The 16,189-nt window shown below is 59.8% G+C and carries 16 protein-coding genes; 2 read left to right on the top strand and 14 right to left on the bottom strand.

Annotation, left to right across the window (positions count from 1 at the left end):
- Nucleotides 1–57 precede the first annotated feature (57 nt).
- Together NDO48_RS30445 and NDO48_RS30440 are read right to left on the bottom strand one after the other, a co-directional pair.
- Nucleotides 58–375 carry a DMT family transporter gene (locus tag NDO48_RS30445; protein ID WP_267322121.1) on the bottom strand — a complete coding sequence of 106 codons (318 nt, stop codon included), beginning with the start codon at nucleotides 373–375 and terminating at the stop codon, nucleotides 58–60.
- A gap of 79 nt (nucleotides 376–454) precedes the next feature.
- Nucleotides 455–772 carry a DMT family transporter gene (locus NDO48_RS30440; RefSeq protein WP_267322121.1) on the bottom strand — a complete coding sequence of 106 codons (318 nt, stop codon included), beginning with the start codon at nucleotides 770–772 and terminating at the stop codon, nucleotides 455–457.
- Between the two features lie 160 nt (nucleotides 773–932).
- Between NDO48_RS30440 and intI1 the strand changes: the two genes are divergently transcribed.
- Together intI1 and NDO48_RS30430 are read left to right on the top strand one after the other, a co-directional pair.
- Nucleotides 933–1,946 carry a class 1 integron integrase IntI1 gene (gene intI1, locus NDO48_RS30435; protein WP_000845048.1) on the top strand — a complete coding sequence of 338 codons (1,014 nt, stop codon included), beginning with the start codon at nucleotides 933–935 and terminating at the stop codon, nucleotides 1,944–1,946.
- A 291-nt stretch (nucleotides 1,947–2,237) separates the two neighbouring features.
- Nucleotides 2,238–2,702, top strand: a complete 465-nt coding sequence (locus tag NDO48_RS30430) for a hypothetical protein (RefSeq protein WP_267322122.1) — start codon at nucleotides 2,238–2,240, stop codon at nucleotides 2,700–2,702.
- 53 nt (nucleotides 2,703–2,755) lie between these two features.
- Here NDO48_RS30430 and NDO48_RS30425 read toward each other — a convergent pair whose 3' ends face one another.
- The 12 genes from NDO48_RS30425 to NDO48_RS30370 all read right to left on the bottom strand — a co-directional run bounded on the left by NDO48_RS30425 (nucleotide 2,756) and on the right by NDO48_RS30370 (nucleotide 16,129).
- The gene (locus tag NDO48_RS30425) at nucleotides 2,756–3,301 is read right to left on the bottom strand and encodes a hypothetical protein (RefSeq protein ID WP_267322123.1); all 546 of its coding nucleotides are present in this window, start codon (nucleotides 3,299–3,301) and stop codon (nucleotides 2,756–2,758) included.
- 18 nt (nucleotides 3,302–3,319) lie between these two features.
- Nucleotides 3,320–5,329 carry a hypothetical protein gene (locus NDO48_RS30420; protein ID WP_267322124.1) on the bottom strand — a complete coding sequence of 670 codons (2,010 nt, stop codon included), beginning with the start codon at nucleotides 5,327–5,329 and terminating at the stop codon, nucleotides 3,320–3,322.
- Nucleotides 5,295–5,690 (bottom strand): hypothetical protein, encoded by a 396-nt coding sequence (locus NDO48_RS30415; RefSeq protein WP_267322125.1) that lies wholly within the window; start codon nucleotides 5,688–5,690, stop codon nucleotides 5,295–5,297. Before NDO48_RS30415 ends, NDO48_RS30420 begins: the two co-directional genes overlap by 35 nt.
- A gap of 2 nt (nucleotides 5,691–5,692) precedes the next feature.
- A complete protein-coding gene (locus NDO48_RS30410; RefSeq protein ID WP_267322126.1) occupies nucleotides 5,693–6,190 on the bottom strand; it encodes a hypothetical protein in 498 nt (165 codons plus the stop codon).
- On the bottom strand, nucleotides 6,187–6,951 hold the full coding sequence (locus NDO48_RS30405) for a ParA family protein (protein WP_267322127.1): 765 nt from the start codon (nucleotides 6,949–6,951) through the stop codon (nucleotides 6,187–6,189). Before NDO48_RS30405 ends, NDO48_RS30410 begins: the two co-directional genes overlap by 4 nt.
- A 1,247-nt stretch (nucleotides 6,952–8,198) precedes the next feature.
- A complete protein-coding gene (locus NDO48_RS30400) occupies nucleotides 8,199–8,396 on the bottom strand; it encodes a hypothetical protein (RefSeq protein ID WP_267322128.1) in 198 nt (65 codons plus the stop codon).
- A 60-nt stretch (nucleotides 8,397–8,456) separates the two neighbouring features.
- The gene (locus NDO48_RS30395; RefSeq protein WP_267322129.1) at nucleotides 8,457–8,846 is read right to left on the bottom strand and encodes a DUF2958 domain-containing protein; all 390 of its coding nucleotides are present in this window, start codon (nucleotides 8,844–8,846) and stop codon (nucleotides 8,457–8,459) included.
- Nucleotides 8,847–9,383: 537 nt separating this feature from the next.
- On the bottom strand, nucleotides 9,384–9,557 hold the full coding sequence (locus NDO48_RS30390) for a hypothetical protein (RefSeq protein WP_267322130.1): 174 nt from the start codon (nucleotides 9,555–9,557) through the stop codon (nucleotides 9,384–9,386).
- A 251-nt stretch (nucleotides 9,558–9,808) separates the two neighbouring features.
- Complete coding sequence (locus tag NDO48_RS30385; protein WP_267322131.1) at nucleotides 9,809–11,962, bottom strand: integrase; 2,154 nt, start codon at nucleotides 11,960–11,962, stop codon at nucleotides 9,809–9,811.
- The gene (locus NDO48_RS30380) at nucleotides 11,959–13,761 is read right to left on the bottom strand and encodes a hypothetical protein (protein ID WP_267322132.1); all 1,803 of its coding nucleotides are present in this window, start codon (nucleotides 13,759–13,761) and stop codon (nucleotides 11,959–11,961) included. The genes NDO48_RS30385 and NDO48_RS30380 overlap by 4 nt, the downstream gene beginning before the upstream one ends.
- On the bottom strand, nucleotides 13,758–15,167 hold the full coding sequence (locus NDO48_RS30375) for a tyrosine-type recombinase/integrase (protein WP_267322133.1): 1,410 nt from the start codon (nucleotides 15,165–15,167) through the stop codon (nucleotides 13,758–13,760). The genes NDO48_RS30380 and NDO48_RS30375 overlap by 4 nt, the downstream gene beginning before the upstream one ends.
- Before the next feature lie 632 nt (nucleotides 15,168–15,799).
- A complete protein-coding gene (locus tag NDO48_RS30370; protein WP_267322134.1) occupies nucleotides 15,800–16,129 on the bottom strand; it encodes a DUF736 domain-containing protein in 330 nt (109 codons plus the stop codon).
- Nucleotides 16,130–16,189 lie beyond the last annotated feature (60 nt).

Genomic DNA, 16,189 nt, shown 5'->3' with positions numbered 1-16,189 from the left:
AACGCCTGAATTAAGCCGACTCGCGAAGCGGGTTCGGCTTGAATGAATTGTTAGCGCTCAGTGCGCCAACTTTAACGTCGCTACTCCGGCCACTATCAACGCTACTCCCAGATAGCGAAAGAATGACGTGGGGTCTCCGTAGTACATGACGCCGACTAAGAAGGTTCCCGCGGCGCCGATCCCTGTCCAGATCGCATACGCTGTGCCAATAGGAATTGTTCGCTGGGCTAGAAAGAGAAGCGCGCCACTAATGCCCATGAATACTACGGCGACCCCAATCCCGCTCCAACGAGTGTCAGGCTCTTGGGCCATCTTTAGCCCAACTGGCCAGCCGATCTCAAACAACCCCGCGAGTAATAGATAGATCCAAGCCACGGCAATCTCCCAATTGAGTGCTAACGCCTGAATTAAGCCGACTCGCGAAGCGGGTTCGGCTTGAATGAATTGTTAGCGCTCAGTGCGCCAACTTTAACGTCGCTACTCCGGCCACTATCAACGCTACTCCCAGATAGCGAAAGAATGACGTGGGGTCTCCGTAGTACATGACGCCGACTAAGAAGGTTCCCGCGGCGCCGATCCCTGTCCAGATCGCATACGCTGTGCCAATAGGAATTGTTCGCTGGGCTAGAAAGAGAAGCGCGCCACTAATGCCCATGAATACTACGGCGACCCCAATCCCGCTCCAACGAGTGTCAGGCTCTTGGGCCATCTTTAGCCCAACTGGCCAGCCGATCTCAAACAACCCCGCGAGTAATAGATAGATCCAAGCCACGGCAATCTCCCAATTGAGTGCTAACTTTGTTTTAGGGCGACTGCCCTGCTGCGTAACATCGTTGCTGCTCCATAACATCAAACATCGACCCACGGCGTAACGCGCTTGCTGCTTGGATGCCCGAGGCATAGACTGTACAAAAAAACAGTCATAACAAGCCATGAAAACCGCCACTGCGCCGTTACCACCGCTGCGTTCGGTCAAGGTTCTGGACCAGTTGCGTGAGCGCATACGCTACTTGCATTACAGCTTACGAACCGAACAGGCTTATGTCCACTGGGTTCGTGCCTTCATCCGTTTCCACGGTGTGCGTCACCCGGCAACCTTGGGCAGCAGCGAAGTCGAGGCATTTCTGTCCTGGCTGGCGAACGAGCGCAAGGTTTCGGTCTCCACGCATCGTCAGGCATTGGCGGCCTTGCTGTTCTTCTACGGCAAGGTGCTGTGCACGGATCTGCCCTGGCTTCAGGAGATCGGAAGACCTCGGCCGTCGCGGCGCTTGCCGGTGGTGCTGACCCCGGATGAAGTGGTTCGCATCCTCGGTTTTCTGGAAGGCGAGCATCGTTTGTTCGCCCAGCTTCTGTATGGAACGGGCATGCGGATCAGTGAGGGTTTGCAACTGCGGGTCAAGGATCTGGATTTCGATCACGGCACGATCATCGTGCGGGAGGGCAAGGGCTCCAAGGATCGGGCCTTGATGTTACCCGAGAGCTTGGCACCCAGCCTGCGCGAGCAGCTGTCGCGTGCACGGGCATGGTGGCTGAAGGACCAGGCCGAGGGCCGCAGCGGCGTTGCGCTTCCCGACGCCCTTGAGCGGAAGTATCCGCGCGCCGGGCATTCCTGGCCGTGGTTCTGGGTTTTTGCGCAGCACACGCATTCGACCGATCCACGGAGCGGTGTCGTGCGTCGCCATCACATGTATGACCAGACCTTTCAGCGCGCCTTCAAACGTGCCGTAGAACAAGCAGGCATCACGAAGCCCGCCACACCGCACACCCTCCGCCACTCGTTCGCGACGGCCTTGCTCCGCAGCGGTTACGACATTCGAACCGTGCAGGATCTGCTCGGCCATTCCGACGTCTCTACGACGATGATTTACACGCATGTGCTGAAAGTTGGCGGTGCCGGAGTGCGCTCACCGCTTGATGCGCTGCCGCCCCTCACTAGTGAGAGGTAGGGCAGCGCAAGTCAATCCTGGCGGATTCACTACCCCTGCGCGAAGGCCATCGGTGCCGCATCGAACGGCCGGTTGCGGAAAGTCCTCCCTGCGTCCGCTGATGGCCGGCAGCAGCCCGTCGTTGCCTGATGGATCCAACCCCTCCGCTGCTATAGTGCAGTCGGCTTCTGACGTTCAGTGCAGCCGTCTTCTGAAAACGACACAAATAGACTCGCTCTTTCAATTAATGAGCTAGGCCCGTAAGCTACGCGCATTGAGGTATCTCCTATTTGGCCGGGTAGGTTTCGAGTGATGGCCGAAATCCCAGCTTCGGGCCGACCAGGCCAACTGAGAAAGAAATTTCAGGAGAAAGGCCGTGCTGCCGTCGCCGAACTGAAGTCGCCGCGAGGACAATTTGCGTCCGCACTTCACAGTTTCACGGAGAGCGCTTACGCGGCATCGTCGTGGGACAAGGATTTCGAGGACGAACTTTTCAGGCGCTTCGAGCTTGAAGCGCCCGCTGACTTCATGACGTGGGTGGCGTCGGCCACGGAGGGGCTTTTCCGTTCCGTGGACAAACCACCCATATGGGTTGGCGAGGTCGATTGGTGTTTTCATAACGGCACACCGTTGGCGTTTCTGGCGCAGTTCTCTGATGACGATGATGCCACCTTCTACGTGTTCCGAGGCTACAACGAAGAAAAGCGGACGTTCTTCAAGATGCGCGCATGGCGTGGGGAGGCCCGGATTATTCTGGACGGTAAAATTGGGGGTTAGGCTGCAATAGGAGCGTAGAATAAGCCAGGTTCAATGCCGATTGCGATGCCATTTCAAGCCGTGTGCAGTGGTGCAGCCAGATCAGCGGCGTCATACCAGTCGCCGGCAACGGAGACGCCTCGCAGCCAGGTCTCTTCGGCCGAAGCGGGGGTTTGGCGATAGTTGGCGCAGTAGATGATCATTGGTGACGGCCACTCAGGCGCGGTCATCCGATTGACCAAGGTAAATACTCCCTCCTCTGCCCCGCTGATGCGGATCTCGATCTGGTCGGCCAGGCCGTAATCGTTGAGGCCCTGCAGGTAGGCCATGCCGGCTTCGGCGGAGGCGTGGTAGCGTACGATCAGCGAATATCGGTCGTACCGATCGAGCGTCGCGATGGACTTGATTTCGACCATACCGGGATAGGCGGCCGGGTCGTTGTGCAGTGAATGAGTGGTCTTGGTGCCTGGCTCGACGCCGGCGAGATTGTATCGGCTGATAAGCACGGACGTGACATACTGCTCGATGCGGAAGATGCGGGGGAAAGACAAGCCGAGCGGCTCGCAGACGACGTCGCCGGATTGGCCGTATCTGATCGGAAACTGGATGACGTTCGTCATGCTCTCCCCTGCACTGCGCTACCGGCTGCGATCGCCGCGATCGCGATCCTTGGGCGGTGTGAGCACCACTCGGGTCGGCAGCTCGCGATCGGTCTGTTTCTGCTGTTCGCGCTCCTTGCCCTTGTCGCGGCCGCGTTCGCTGCGATCGTCGGCGGCGCGGCCCTGATTGGCTTGGGCGATACGCGATTCATCGACGGTGCGATTGCTCGAGGTGCGGTCGATCTCGCCTTTTTCGAGCACTGGATCGCGGCCGGCGGCCGACTTGGTCGATGTGGCGTTTGTGGCTTTGTCGTTATCGCGTTCCTTGCCTTTGGCCGCGCGGGCGTCGAGCTGAAGGTTGACGACTTTTCCGATGATCTGGGTCGCCGATTCGAACAGGGCGCGATCGGCGGGATTGGTTATTGCCTTGGCGAACGTTGCGGCTGTGGCGGCGACGGCGTCCTTAGCCGTCTTTGCCTGGCTCGCGGTGATTGGCGAGTTGCGCAGCATGTGGGTATCACCTTTCTCTAGTGCGGGGTCCCTGCCCTGCGATACGGCGGTTTCCAGTCTTTGGTACTCGCGGCGTAACCCGACAGCAAGGTCGCGGGTCAGTTCGCGAGCGGTACTCGGCTGTGTGCGATCTTTAGCGATCGTGTCCAGCATATCAAGAACACGGTTAAGAGAGTTCTTTGTCATGTTGAAGCGATCGAGACCGGCCGGCAATTTCGGCGCTGTTGGCTTGTCGCGGATCTTGCTCATGACCTTGGTCATGACATTGGGCGGCGAGTATGCACCGAGGCGTCGGAACATTTCCCATTCCCAGCGCTTCACCGGCGGCGGGCCGGCGCGTTCGAGGCGGCGCTGGTGATCGATGGCGAGCCCGCGGGCTCTGGCCTTGTCGGCGAAGCGTTCGCGCCATTCGGTGAAATCGCGGATATTGGGGTTGAGGCGGGTCTTGCCGGGGCCTTTCAGACTGACGATGGCATGGACATGAGGATGTTTGTCCATCTCGTTTCGGTTGTGAACGGCATAGGCGTAGCGATGACCATGAAACTGGGTGCGCAGGAATTCGCCTGCGGCCTCGACGAATTTGGCGCGATCGACATTGGCCGGGCCGGAAAGAAGAAGATGCATGAAGTCGCGCGGCTGGCGGCTCTGCAACAGCACGCCGACGGTGCGGCCTTCTGTCGTCAGCTCTTTGTGATTGGCGGTTGTGATGGAGCGACGCTGGTCGCCGTTCTTATAGATCGGCGTCTTGTTCTCACGTTGCTGCAGGTGGGAGTGCGTCGACAGCGTCACTTCATTGTCCTGACGCTGCATGGCATGCAGTGTGGCTGTCAGCCCCTTTTGTCCGGAGGCGAACTTTGCTGGATAGCGAGAGACCGGTTCGATCCCCTGCCCTTTCAGGCGCGATGAGATCCGCAGATCGAGAGCGCGGATGGTGTCGATCGTCGGCGATGCCTGATTGTCGGTGCCGCGGTCGGCGCGGTCGGATTTCTCGTGTGCGAGAACGATCGCGAGGCTGAGACGCGTTTGACCCTTCACGCCAGGGCCGATGCTGTAGGCGTAAGTGCGCTTTGTGTCGTCATCCTGAATGATGCCGTCGCGGGCGAGATCGTCGAGCGCTTTGGTGACGGTTTCGCGATCGGTGGTCGGCAGTTCATAGTTGAGCAGGACAACATCCTTCGACCCTTGGCGCTCGGTGAAATCGCGTTGCCATTGCTCAAGAGCGTCTTGAATGCTGGTGACTTCGCGGCCGTCCTGGTCGAGCGCGCGTTCTTCCTTGGCCTGGTACTCGAGCACGTTGCGAGCCGATTTCGCACCGGCGCCGTAGGAGAGGATTTTGACGACGACGGCATTGTTGCCGGTTGCACGGCTGAAAGGTGTGGTTGGAGCGGCGCTCGGCCGGCGCGAAGGACGACTGCGACGAGATGCCGGGCCGGAGCCCCCTCCCCCACCACCGCCGCGGCGTTCCTCGTCCTCGAGCAGCTCGTGGAAGAAAGGCAGGCGACGCTTAGATTCGGAGCGATTGCTGGACGGGCTTTTCATCGTGGGCGGCAATTAGATCCTGTATAGTTGTCGATGGTCGCACAAAAGCGGAGTCGCGGATAGAGTCGACGGCTCGGCCGAGATGTTCCAGCGTATCGAGGATACGCGTGGATTGTTCGTCGGAGGCGACGACATCGCCGGCGATCAGTTCGCGGAAGACCTGGGCGATGTCGCGGATCGCAAGATGGATATTTTCAAGCTGCTGGTCGTGATCGTCCAGGACGGTGGCCACCTCAGAAAGCGTGCGTGACACGAGCAGCTTCACGATCATGCCGGGCGTGGTCTCGATCCGCGCTGCCAATGCTTCCAGCTCGTCGGCCTGGTGTTGGGGAAGACGGAATGAGTATTTCGGGCTGGGCATGATCAGCCCTTGTGTCGCTCAAGGCCAGCCATGATGTAGTCTTCGATCACCGCGGTGTAGCGTTTGTTCTGCTTCAGCGCGATCGTGAAAAGTTGGGACATGACATCGTTGTGCAGCTGCAGCGCGACTCGGGTGTATTCGGGCGATACGGCGCGGTTGATACGGGCTTCTGGCGTGACCTTTTTTTGCGGCCGCGGCGCTGTGCGTTCGGATGCCGGCGCGCGTGTGGCTGGCGCTGACGGCCGTGTCGGTTCGGGTGATGAGGCAGGCGCCGGCGCATCGACTTTTGCTTCTGGTTCTGCAGACGGCTGATCGGCGATCGCTGGATTGCTCGTCTCGACGTTCGAAGAGGTCAATTCGTCGACTGATGCCAATGGCGGTATGAATGTCAGGGCGGGATCGCTTGGATCCACCGGTTCAGCTTTGCGGAACCCTTTGGCGAGCTCGGCGAGGTTGCCACCGACCTGCACCCGTTCTTTCGGCGCTTTTGCCATGATCATGCTGCCATGCTGATGAGGTTGATGAACTCGTTGTTGAGACTTTTGATCTGGTCGATGGCGTCAAGCACGCTCTCGCGCGCGCGCTTCTTTGCCGATGGAACCAATTTGGGGTTGTTGTCGATCTCGCGAAGCTTTGTGTAGAGCGTGCCGTAGCCTGCGCCGACGTCGCTGAAATGTGTGGTTTTGCGGATGATCGTGTCGAACGTCGGCACCTTGGCGGCATTGAGGAGCTTGATCACTTCCGGAATGGCGCGATTGCTCTTCATCGCGATATGATCGACATGGTTCCAGATAGCAGCGTGCGGAATGACCTCCCTGCCCTCCTGTTTTGCGATCTGGTGCAGGAGGTTCGAGACGCTAGCTGCTTGTGTCGCGCTTGTGGCCTCAAGGATGACCGGGATGATGACTGCCTGGACGCGTTTGAACACATCAACAGCGCGACTATGGGCGAAGCCCCCGACATCAAAGATGTGGATGTCGGCCGGCGGCGCGGATCTCATCTTCTCGTCAAAATCTTCCTTGGGCAGGATCGAGATCGCGTCGATGTTGTCATCGTCAGTGAGAAGCTTGCGGGCGCGAGACGTTTGGTACCAGCGGTAAAGCGATTGCTGCTCGTCGCAGTCGATGAGCAGCGTCTTGATGCCCTGGCTGCCGAATTCGCCTGCCAGGTTGAGGCTGAGCACTGTCTTGCCGCCGCCGCCTTTGAAAGTGGACAGGGCAAGTGAAATGGATGGGGCTGCGGTGGGGGCTTTGGCGGCCATGAGTGGGCGGACCTCTTTGTTGTGTGTGCTGCGAGACGGCAGTCTGTCGAAATTGTGTGAATCACATATTAACTTGTTCACGCATTGCGCTAATCGCCGATTGTGTGATTGATCGAATGCGCTTTTAGCTGATTAGCGTATCATGCGATTACGTGAATACGTCAATAGCGGATTATCCGATTAGCGTATTAACGCATTGCGCAATTAGCGCATTGCACCGTTACGCGATTACTGTAATAACGCTTTACCGCAATGTGGCATTCACGCATTACCCGATTCACGCAATGCCGTATTAACTCAATCGCACAATTGGCGATTAGCGCAATGCGTGATTTGCACCCGTTCCAAGGTCCGAATTTTTAAGCTATATTGCGTCAATGCGCGATTACGTTATTCCGCTTTTCCGCTATTGACGTATTCACGCATTAACGCATTAGCGGATTAACACATTTCGAAGCCAGCTGCAGTACCCGGACAGAGCCTCCAAGCCGTAAGGTTAAACCGAGTCGCTTGCAAAAACCTCCGTAAATCGCGTAGGAGAGGCGTCAGTGCTTCCGCGCTCCACCCACACGGCGATTGCCGTGATGCCGCTCTGGCGGCGCTGCATGGCCGAATAAACGGCAATCTGATCGCGGACCCTCCCCAACGACGTAGTCGGAAAGCGCCCCTCGGGCGCAATGGCTAGCTGTCCCCAGCTAGCCTATCCTGCCATTTTACACTGGGAGACTGGCAGGAGCTGTCGTCACCAAGAAAATTTGGCCGAGACGCTTGCGGGACGGGTGAATTTTTGCAGGTGGCATGCAGACGACGAAGCCAGGATCGCGAAGTGATCCGTCGGGCTGAGGAAGGATGCAGCAGACAGCGTGATGGCAGTCTCCCAGTGTAAAAGTCCGAAGCGAACACCCGAAACAGCGTCACGGCGAGCTATCAAATCGCGGAGCGTTGATAGCGAAGCTGTAGCTAGGTGAGGGGTGTGAGCGCCACGGTAGGGCGAAGCGATGCATCAGATGGCAAAGCAAATCTGATGCGAGTGAAGCCCGGTTTGATTGGCGAATTCGCGGCAGCGTCCGTCAACCGGCCCGAAAGGCCGGCTGCGAAGCAGTCCAGAAGGTGAGGGGGGTGTGGGGGGAGAGGCGGTAGTCTCACCCCCCACGGGCGACGACGGGCTCGATGCCCGGAGACGGCCAGGGAGGGATTGGAGCTTGTGAGGTGGATTACCAAGAGGGCATAACGCCCCCTTGGGAGGATTACCGCACGCAACGCTCTCGGTAGTAGTCGCATTGCTCGCAGTGGATGACAGTGAACGCGTTGATCGAGCCGCCTTCAGCAGATTCGTAGAAACGATGGATGGCGCAGCCTCGGCAGGAAGGGCATTCGACTGTGGTCACGGTCTGCTCCAGTTCGTAGCCTTCGGATTCGATGGTGGTTGAGAAAACAGTGGTCATGGCGATCTCCTGGGTGATGAGGTGATGCGAGAGCGCCGAAGCGCCCTCGCGGATCGTGGATCAGCTGCGAGTGTGCGCAGGGCGGCGGAAGTACTCTTCCGCATATCCGTCATCGGGATCGCAATAGCTGGAAAGAGGGCGATCCGGACGAAACTCGGCGTCGTACTCGACGGGGGTGCGAGCGAAGCCGCGGATGGCGGCGAGCCGCGCGACTGTGACGTGGCCGAGAGTGTGTTCATGATGCTCGGTGCAGTAGACGAGACCGAAGAAGGTCTGCGTGTCGGGATTGTACTCAGTCAGAAGCCATTGAGCGTCATGCAGGGGAACGTGGAAGCGAATGAGGGGCTGATGATCGAAAGGCGCCTGGCCAAGATCGAGGCCGATGGCGTTGGCGAGAGCATTGCGCTCCATAACTGCGAGGAGTGCGGCGGGGATGTTGAAAGGTGTCATGATGATCTTCTCCTTCGTTTCGATGACGAAGGAGGCCCATCGTTTATCGACGAGCGGGTCAGGGACCGCGAAGCGGCCGCCAGAGGCGGGGAGTGGGGGAACCTATTTGCGAACGGCCCGTAGGGACGCGGCCATAGGCCGGCAAATTGGGGGGACCGCTCATCCTTGACGCGCGAGGAGGTGCGATAGAATGGGCCGTCATTGAGAGAGAGAAGAAAGCGCGCGACCAGCGCGCTTTGCCGTTTCGACCGGCAGGTCGAATATACTGACCGAGCAGCTGGTGCCGGCGTTTGTCGATCGACAGGTCGGTCGGATCATTCGGCCGATGAGAAGAAAGAGATTCCCTAGATGGGAATCTCGGTGTCCTCCGCGAACAGATCAGCAAGTAGCGCGTCACGCTCGATAATCGCCTTTTCGAGTTCAACCTCGATCCAGCGACGCTCGTCGGGATACACGGCGTTCCGCAGCTCGGCGCGTTATCCTGACAGTCAAGCGCTCATTTGAGGAAGGGGGGATTGCGCCCTTCCTCTTTCTTTCTCACGCGAGGTCCGCGAGAAAGATGTCGATATAGCGCGCGAAGTGCTCATCCTCGGCCTGCGCCTTTGCAATCAGAGCCGCCAGTTGGGCTTTGGCCGCAGCACGCTCTTTCTTCGTGAAATAGCAGTTCCGAAGCTCGGCGCGTAATTCGATGATCTCGTCCATAGTGGTCATGTCGATCGTCTCCTTTTTTATGACGTCAACGGAGCCACGTGCGCACGAAGCGCGTGTCAGGGATCGCGGAACGCGACCGGCAGCGCCGGCGAGTGGGGTGCCGGTTTTGTCGGAGCGCAGGGAACCGGAGCGGAGAGAAAATCGGGGGCCCACACTCGTCCTTGACGCGGGCTGAGCAGCCGTAGAATGGGACGGCAGAAAGAAGAGACCCCGCGACCCCGACCAGGGGTCGCGACCGTATTCCTTTGGGGTCAGCCGCTCACGACTTTGCTATAGGATAAGATCTTCTCGATCCGTCGCAGGTCCCCGCCGACGGCAAGCCGCTGCAGTTCCGTCAGCTTCTTCTCCTTGAGGATCGCCTTGGCGTTCTCCGCAGCGCCCGCCCATGCGGGACGATGACGTGCTGTGATACAGGCGTTCGGGCATCGCGTCGGTTCGCACAACGAGATCATAGGAGCAGTCTTATCGCCTGATGAGACGTGGCGGAGGCAGACGGCGGTGGCAGGGTCAAAGAAGCAGTCGGCCAGCACGCCGATGTGAAGTGTGCGGGCCGTATCCGCCAACAGGACACGAAGGCGAGCGCGGTCGGCGATCATGCCTGGAAAAGGTTGAAGCTCAGCGGCGATGCTATCCAGTGATCTGCCAATCCGTGTTGCGGCGGGGCCGGCAAGACCCGCTCCGAGCTGACGCTCATCGAAATAGCTCAGTATGTCATCCATCTGCCCGAGGCGACGCTCTGTCTCGACCTCGGCGGTGAAGCCCGAGCGGCTCGAACCCGCATAGCCTTCGAAGGTCGCGACGGAAACGTGCTTGTACTGGATCATGCCGGCGATCGTCCCGAAGGGTCGATTGGCGATATGCCAGGCAATCGTCCTGCGAAACTGACGCGTCGTCAGTTGCCACGGATACCCATTGGGGCCGGTCGGAATGACAGGTTCGCCTGCGGTTCCGAAACGTTCATTGAGATGGTCGCGGAACTGGTTCAGGCGAGATACAATATCGGTCGCGAGAGCTTGCTTACGGGCCCGTGCGACGTAGAGAACTGGCCAGAGCGTCTGCGTACCACGCCGCTCGACGGATCGGATGATAAGCTGTTCGAGCACCGAGATGGCGACCGCGACGGGTGCGATCGTAGTCCACTCGGCCTCCTCACCACGCGTTTGCTTTCCCTTGTAGGCGACTGACTTCACCCGGTGCCTGTCGATCAGGCCGTCCTCGCTCCTGGTGACGGACAGACAGCCGGGTCGCATGGCCTGGACCTCGCTATCGCGCATGCCGGTGAGATAGGCGCAGACGATGTAGCAGGCGGCTTGCAACATCCGCTCCTCCGCCGCGAGCGCTTTCACGTCGAACCGGGAGCGCCATGGACCGCCGGTGTCTGGATCGACTGAAATCTGCGTATCCATTCCGCCGACCTCGGTTCCCAGTTCCCGGCCAGCAGCCTGAACGGTCCGTCGCATGTTATTGTTGGGTTGGCCCACGGCGGGTCGTTGGAGATTGGCGTCGGCGCCTATATGCAGATAGATCAGATGCCAGTTCCAAGGTGGCTCTGGCTCTACAGATGATGCCGGCCCACCGATCCTGACCGGCCATACCGGAATGCCGCGGCCTTGCCGTCGGCGTTCGTCGAGATAGGCATTCAGACGCGCCTGGCGGCGGGCCCGCCGTGCATTGCGAGGCGCCAGCGCGTCCTCGGCAACAAACAGCCTATGACCATCTTCGAGCGTCCGCAGTTCGTTGCGCGCCGCGAGAATATCATGCGCAAATACCGTGACGTATTTGAGCGACCATGCAAGCAGTGGCCGGATGATGTCCTCGGGAATGCGGGGCGTCCGGTTCTCTTCGACGGAGAAACGATAACCCGCAATGTCGGCCGGCTTACGACCGCGCCACGGCTCGAAGGACAGCTTCGCCACGGATAAATGGTTACGAAAGGCATAGAGGTCGAAAACGATCCCCAGCCACTGGGAGACGATGACCGGCCTCCGGCCGGCGCGGAGAAACTTGGCAAATCGGTCAAGCAACGCCTGATCGACATGGTGCAGATCACAGACCCTGCACTCGGCCTTGACGAAATTGAAGAAGGTCAGCGCGAAACGAAAGAGGCGACGAACGCTCACCGGTGACGCTCGCATCTTGTATCCGGGTAAATCCGTGTTCAGGCGCACATAAAGGTAGTCGCGAATGGCTGCCGCGATGGCAGGGTCGCCAACGGCATCGACGTCTACCCTGGTGTCGGAGCGGCGCGCATTCTCACGAAAAACCGCCGGACCCAAATCCCAGTAAGCATCGCTGTAACGCGACAGGGAGGATCTGTCGAAACCAGCATGCAGCGGCGCTGTTGCCAGAACCGGGCGATCGTCGGCAACCGCGATGGCGGCGTAGGAGGAAAGCGCGGCCTTCACAGTGATACCTCCGGCGGCAAGTAGACCGAAACCGGTTCGTGAGCGAGCAGGCGACGTGCCTCGTCGACGGTCGCCGCGCTGAAAGCAGGAAGAATATGTCTGGTGATGCGGGTATGCGCGGCTGCGAACTTGGTCGCCCAATGGTTGGAGGAAAGCGATAGGCGCTGCTCCTCGAGGAAATCAAGGAAGGACAGGATTGCGGGAAGCTTGCGAGCGGTGATCACCGCGTTCGGGCATTCGAGACAGCCCCAGAACGGCAACGAGCAGGGTGAACCGCGTTCGCCATAGGGACTGGAAAAGAAGCCGCCACAGCTCGCAAGCCAGATATCTTGTTCGCCGTCGAGGAGGGCGATTGGATCGCTTCCCGCGGGAGCGACGGCTGAAGCGGCGACCGGGTCATTGCGCCAGGCATCCTCATTCTCCGGCGTCAGGATGATCGGCGACAGGGCCGATGTGACCGCCTCGTTAAAAGCGTCGGCGATCGTAGTCTCGTGAAGCGGTCTGAGTGCAGGGATATCAGCGTAATGCCGCGCAGCCACTTCCCGCGTATGGCCAACGGCAAAACGCGTCATGTGCCCTTCGGTCTTCAGATACCAGAGTGCCTTGTGCGTTTTGCGGAGGCGCGAAAGCTCCAGATGGAGCGGATGTCCACCATCATCGAGAATATTGTGCTCTTTTGTCCACGCGTCGACGAGATACTGCGTATCTTTTAGCCCGGACTTTAGCCCACCGAATCCGTAGTGCAGCCAAAGACGATCGCTTGGCCGGTGCTTGCGAGCGGCGGCCGTCATGGCGATGACCCACCGGATTAGTCCACCCGGCGTGCGCGAGCTGCCATCGCGCACGCGAAGCGTCTTGTGCTCGGCGCCGTGCGCCCGGCGTTTGACATAGGCGATCTCGACCGTACCGTTTGCAGGGTTCTGGAGACATTCGACGGTCAAGGTCTTGCAGCACTCGATCTCCAGACCGGTCTCGAGCGCCAGGAACACCAAAAGTGGTATTACATGGTGCGAGGTCAGATAGTGCCATTCGTGAAGCTGGTGACAAAAGTTCCCCGACGAGAGACCTCGCACCCTTCGGGCATGCAGAAGAGCTTTATATTTGCGATCGGTATGAAAGAGAACGCCTCTCGCATCGATGTGCGCATGCGCGCTGTCTTCCAGGATCTTTAGATCAGAGTCTGCGGCAACCGGCCTGGGCTTGCGAAATCTCCGGAAGATCCGCCCAATATCCGCACGAGCCGCATCGCGAAGCTGGCGCGCAATGTATGGGCTGTATGCATCCCGGGGATGCGACGACGGTATCGACCGCAACGTCGTATAGGCCAACCGGTCGTGCAGCGTGTCGGAAAAGGTGGTCGTTCCTTCAGCGGCAATCTCTCGCAAAGCCACGATGACCTTCGTCAGGATGGTCATCAGGTGGATTGGCGACTTGCCGTTTGCCGCCAGCCAGGCTTCGAAGCCATCAATGTGGCGCGCTTGAAGGAGTCCCGGGGCATCAGGCACGTCGCCGGTCTCTGCCATGTAGGTGAGAAATAGCGACAGGGTGCGGGCGTAAGCCGCCACAGTCGATCTGACGGACAGACGCCCGCCAAGACCGGCCAGCCGCCTCAGTGCACGGGCGAACGCAAGTGCGAGCCAACGCGGCGTCAGGCGAGCATAGTCAACCAGAACCTCACCGCCGTCCTGCGTCTGAATGTTGAATCGCAGACCCGATATCGCCTTTATCGGCTCCTGTGGTTGAACAGCGAGTTCGCGACCGAACGCGACAGGTTGGCCTTTGCGGGGGCGGAGGCTCATAGCCTGCTCCCGCTTGGCAGCAGCGCGAGCAGTTCGGCGACGGCGGTATCGACGGTGTCGGCGCGCGTGGCGATATGATCGAGATACAGGGAGGTGGTCTCCAGGCTCGCATGCCCGAGAAGCCGCTGCACCTGCTGAAGAGGATCACCGAGCAGCCTGCGGTAACCTTCTGCGGGTCCGGCGGAGATTGCCGAAGCTGCGCCTTCGAGCTGGCGCTGGATGAGCATCGCGAGCATATGGACGGCAAAAGTGTGACGAAGCTGATGTGGGCTGATGTCGATCGGAAATCCGTTCGCCCGGCAGCGACGGCAGGCACGAGCGAACGCCACCTCCCAGGAGTTTGGGCGCACCGGCTGACCGACCTCGGTTAGCCACAGCACTGCCGGCTCGGCGGGTGCATTGTCCAGATCACAGACGATGAGACGCTGCCGTTCATCCGGCGAGAAGACCTCCAGAGGAACGGCTCGACCGTCGACAAGCACAAGGCTGGCCGGGCCTGAGACTGGTCGGCGGACAAAGATCGGGTGCTCTATCGACTGCCAACCTTGACGTGCTTTGAACTTCGACGCGGCATGCGCGCGTTCCACACGAATGTAGGTCCGGAGCCGCTGAAGTAACCCGTCAGGAAAAAGAATCGCCCGGCCACGCTCGCCTTTGGTAAGGCCTGCGGGCAGATTGAACCATGTCTGCCGGATCGCGGAACCGAACGCCGGCAGGGCGCCGACTTCGAACGCCAGGAGAAACGATGCTTCCTCGAGCCTCAAGCCGGTTACCACCAGCATCTCCGCAAACAGCGCGTTGCGAAGTCCATTCCTGTCACGAGCTCCGGGTCGCTCGACTCCATCCGGAGCAAGGCCACGCAGCCCTGTATCCCGAAATCTTCGGAAATCCTCAAGCGTGACGAAACGAATATCCGATCGCTTTACCCGTCGTTCGAAAGCATCGTTGCGAGCAACAATCCGACCTTGGCCCCGCGTCCGATTGCGGCGCCAGACCTCCCGATGCGAAAATGGGCTGGAAGACAGAAGCCCCTCGTGCACTCCCCACTCATAAAGCTTGTCTATTGCCGCGACGGACCGATTCCATGATGCCGCCGAGATCCGGCTTCCGGGTTCGCCTCTTCTACGGATGCGATGGAAATCCTCGACGTCTTTCCGATTAGCCTCCCAGACCGTCTTGTCGCGGGCATCGGCAAGGAACCGCAACCAAACGGTGATGTCGTAGCCGTAGGCACGGAGAGAATGACGTGAGCGGACGCCATTAAGGGGCAGATCGAGGAAAAAGCGATCGACATCAGGATCGTAGAGCGCACCGCCTCGTAGGAATCTCGGCACATAAGCATCGAGGCCGTCAGCAGACCGCCGCTCCTCAATCGTAATGCTCGAAGGCGCAACGACAGTATCCACAGGTTATCCACCCCTCCCCCGGACCCCCACCCGGGAGCCTGTGTCAACGGGAGATGCTAAAGCTGCCCGGCACTCTCCAGGCCGGCCTCCGCCAGCTATGTGGGAGCGCTGCGGCCGGCCTGGAAAGCGCCTCCCTCAGCATGTGCATCGACGTAGGCAAGGTCGCGGGTGTCGGTGCAGACTGTCAAGATAAGGCGCGCAGTTCTTCGATGTGCTGTTCAATGGTCATCATCATCTCCTTCGTTTCAATGACGAAGGAGGCTCATCGGTAATCGACGAGCGGGTCAGGGACCGCGAAGCGGCCGCCAGAGGCGGGGAGTGGGGGAACCGATTTGCGAACGGCCCGTAGGGACGCGGCCATAGGCCGGCAAATTGGGGGGACCGCTCATCCTTGACGCGCGAGGAGGTGCGATAGAATGGGCCGTCATTGAGAGAGAGAAATAAGCGCGCGACCAGCGCGCTTGCCGTATTCGACCGGCAGGTCGGATTGGAGACCGTTCAGCTGGTGAAAATGCTCGCTCCTGGTCCTCCTGTCCGAGCTTTGTGGGCGATGCCGGAGGGCAATGAGGATGCGGGGCGAAGCACGAGAAGACCCCCCGCCCGGAGGCGGAGGGTCTTGGACGGTGGCGGCTTCAATTGCCGTCGCGTGGGTTCCAGATCAGGACGTACTTGCCTTCCTCGTCGCCCGGCGCCGGAGCCATGTTGGCGTAGATCGTGCCGAACTCGGGGGCGCGCAGCGTCACGGAGACATACTCGTTGCCGGTGTTCTGGGAGACGCGCTTCCAGCCAGCGCCGAGTTCGAAGCCGTTGCGGGTCGCGATGACGCGAAAGTCCGGCTCGCGGCCGTCGTCGCTCTTCTTCTTGTTCTCGACCAGAGCGATTGGGGTGCGGATGGCGAGGGTGGTGAGGGTGCCGGCGTAGCCGTTCTTGTTGGAGGTGAGCTGGGCGATGGTTGCAGACATTTCAGTTCTCCTTGGCGATCGGGATAATTCCCGTTGACGCCCTATGAGTTGCCGGCAGGT

The sequence above is a fragment of the Aminobacter sp. MET-1 genome (assembly GCF_026521175.1).
GTDB lineage: Bacteria > Pseudomonadota > Alphaproteobacteria > Rhizobiales > Rhizobiaceae > Aminobacter.
The sequence above is the reverse complement of the archived record's forward strand: the minus strand, read 5'-3'. Positions and strand labels throughout refer to the sequence as shown.

Coding starts and splice junctions, on each gene's coding strand:
- intI1 (WP_000845048.1), top strand. CDS start 933: ATGAAAACCGCCACTGCGCCGTTACCACCGCTGCGTTCGGTCAAGGTT.
- NDO48_RS30430 (WP_267322122.1), top strand. CDS start 2,238: ATGGCCGAAATCCCAGCTTCGGGCCGACCAGGCCAACTGAGAAAGAAA.
- NDO48_RS30425 (WP_267322123.1), bottom strand. CDS start 3,301: ATGACGAACGTCATCCAGTTTCCGATCAGATACGGCCAATCCGGCGAC.
- NDO48_RS30420 (WP_267322124.1), bottom strand. CDS start 5,329: ATGAAAAGCCCGTCCAGCAATCGCTCCGAATCTAAGCGTCGCCTGCCT.
- NDO48_RS30415 (WP_267322125.1), bottom strand. CDS start 5,690: ATGCCCAGCCCGAAATACTCATTCCGTCTTCCCCAACACCAGGCCGAC.
- NDO48_RS30410 (WP_267322126.1), bottom strand. CDS start 6,190: ATGATCATGGCAAAAGCGCCGAAAGAACGGGTGCAGGTCGGTGGCAAC.
- NDO48_RS30405 (WP_267322127.1), bottom strand. CDS start 6,951: ATGGCCGCCAAAGCCCCCACCGCAGCCCCATCCATTTCACTTGCCCTG.
- NDO48_RS30400 (WP_267322128.1), bottom strand. CDS start 8,396: ATGACCACTGTTTTCTCAACCACCATCGAATCCGAAGGCTACGAACTG.
- NDO48_RS30395 (WP_267322129.1), bottom strand. CDS start 8,846: ATGACACCTTTCAACATCCCCGCCGCACTCCTCGCAGTTATGGAGCGC.
- NDO48_RS30390 (WP_267322130.1), bottom strand. CDS start 9,557: ATGACCACTATGGACGAGATCATCGAATTACGCGCCGAGCTTCGGAAC.
- NDO48_RS30380 (WP_267322132.1), bottom strand. CDS start 13,761: ATGAGCCTCCGCCCCCGCAAAGGCCAACCTGTCGCGTTCGGTCGCGAA.
- NDO48_RS30370 (WP_267322134.1), bottom strand. CDS start 16,129: ATGTCTGCAACCATCGCCCAGCTCACCTCCAACAAGAACGGCTACGCC.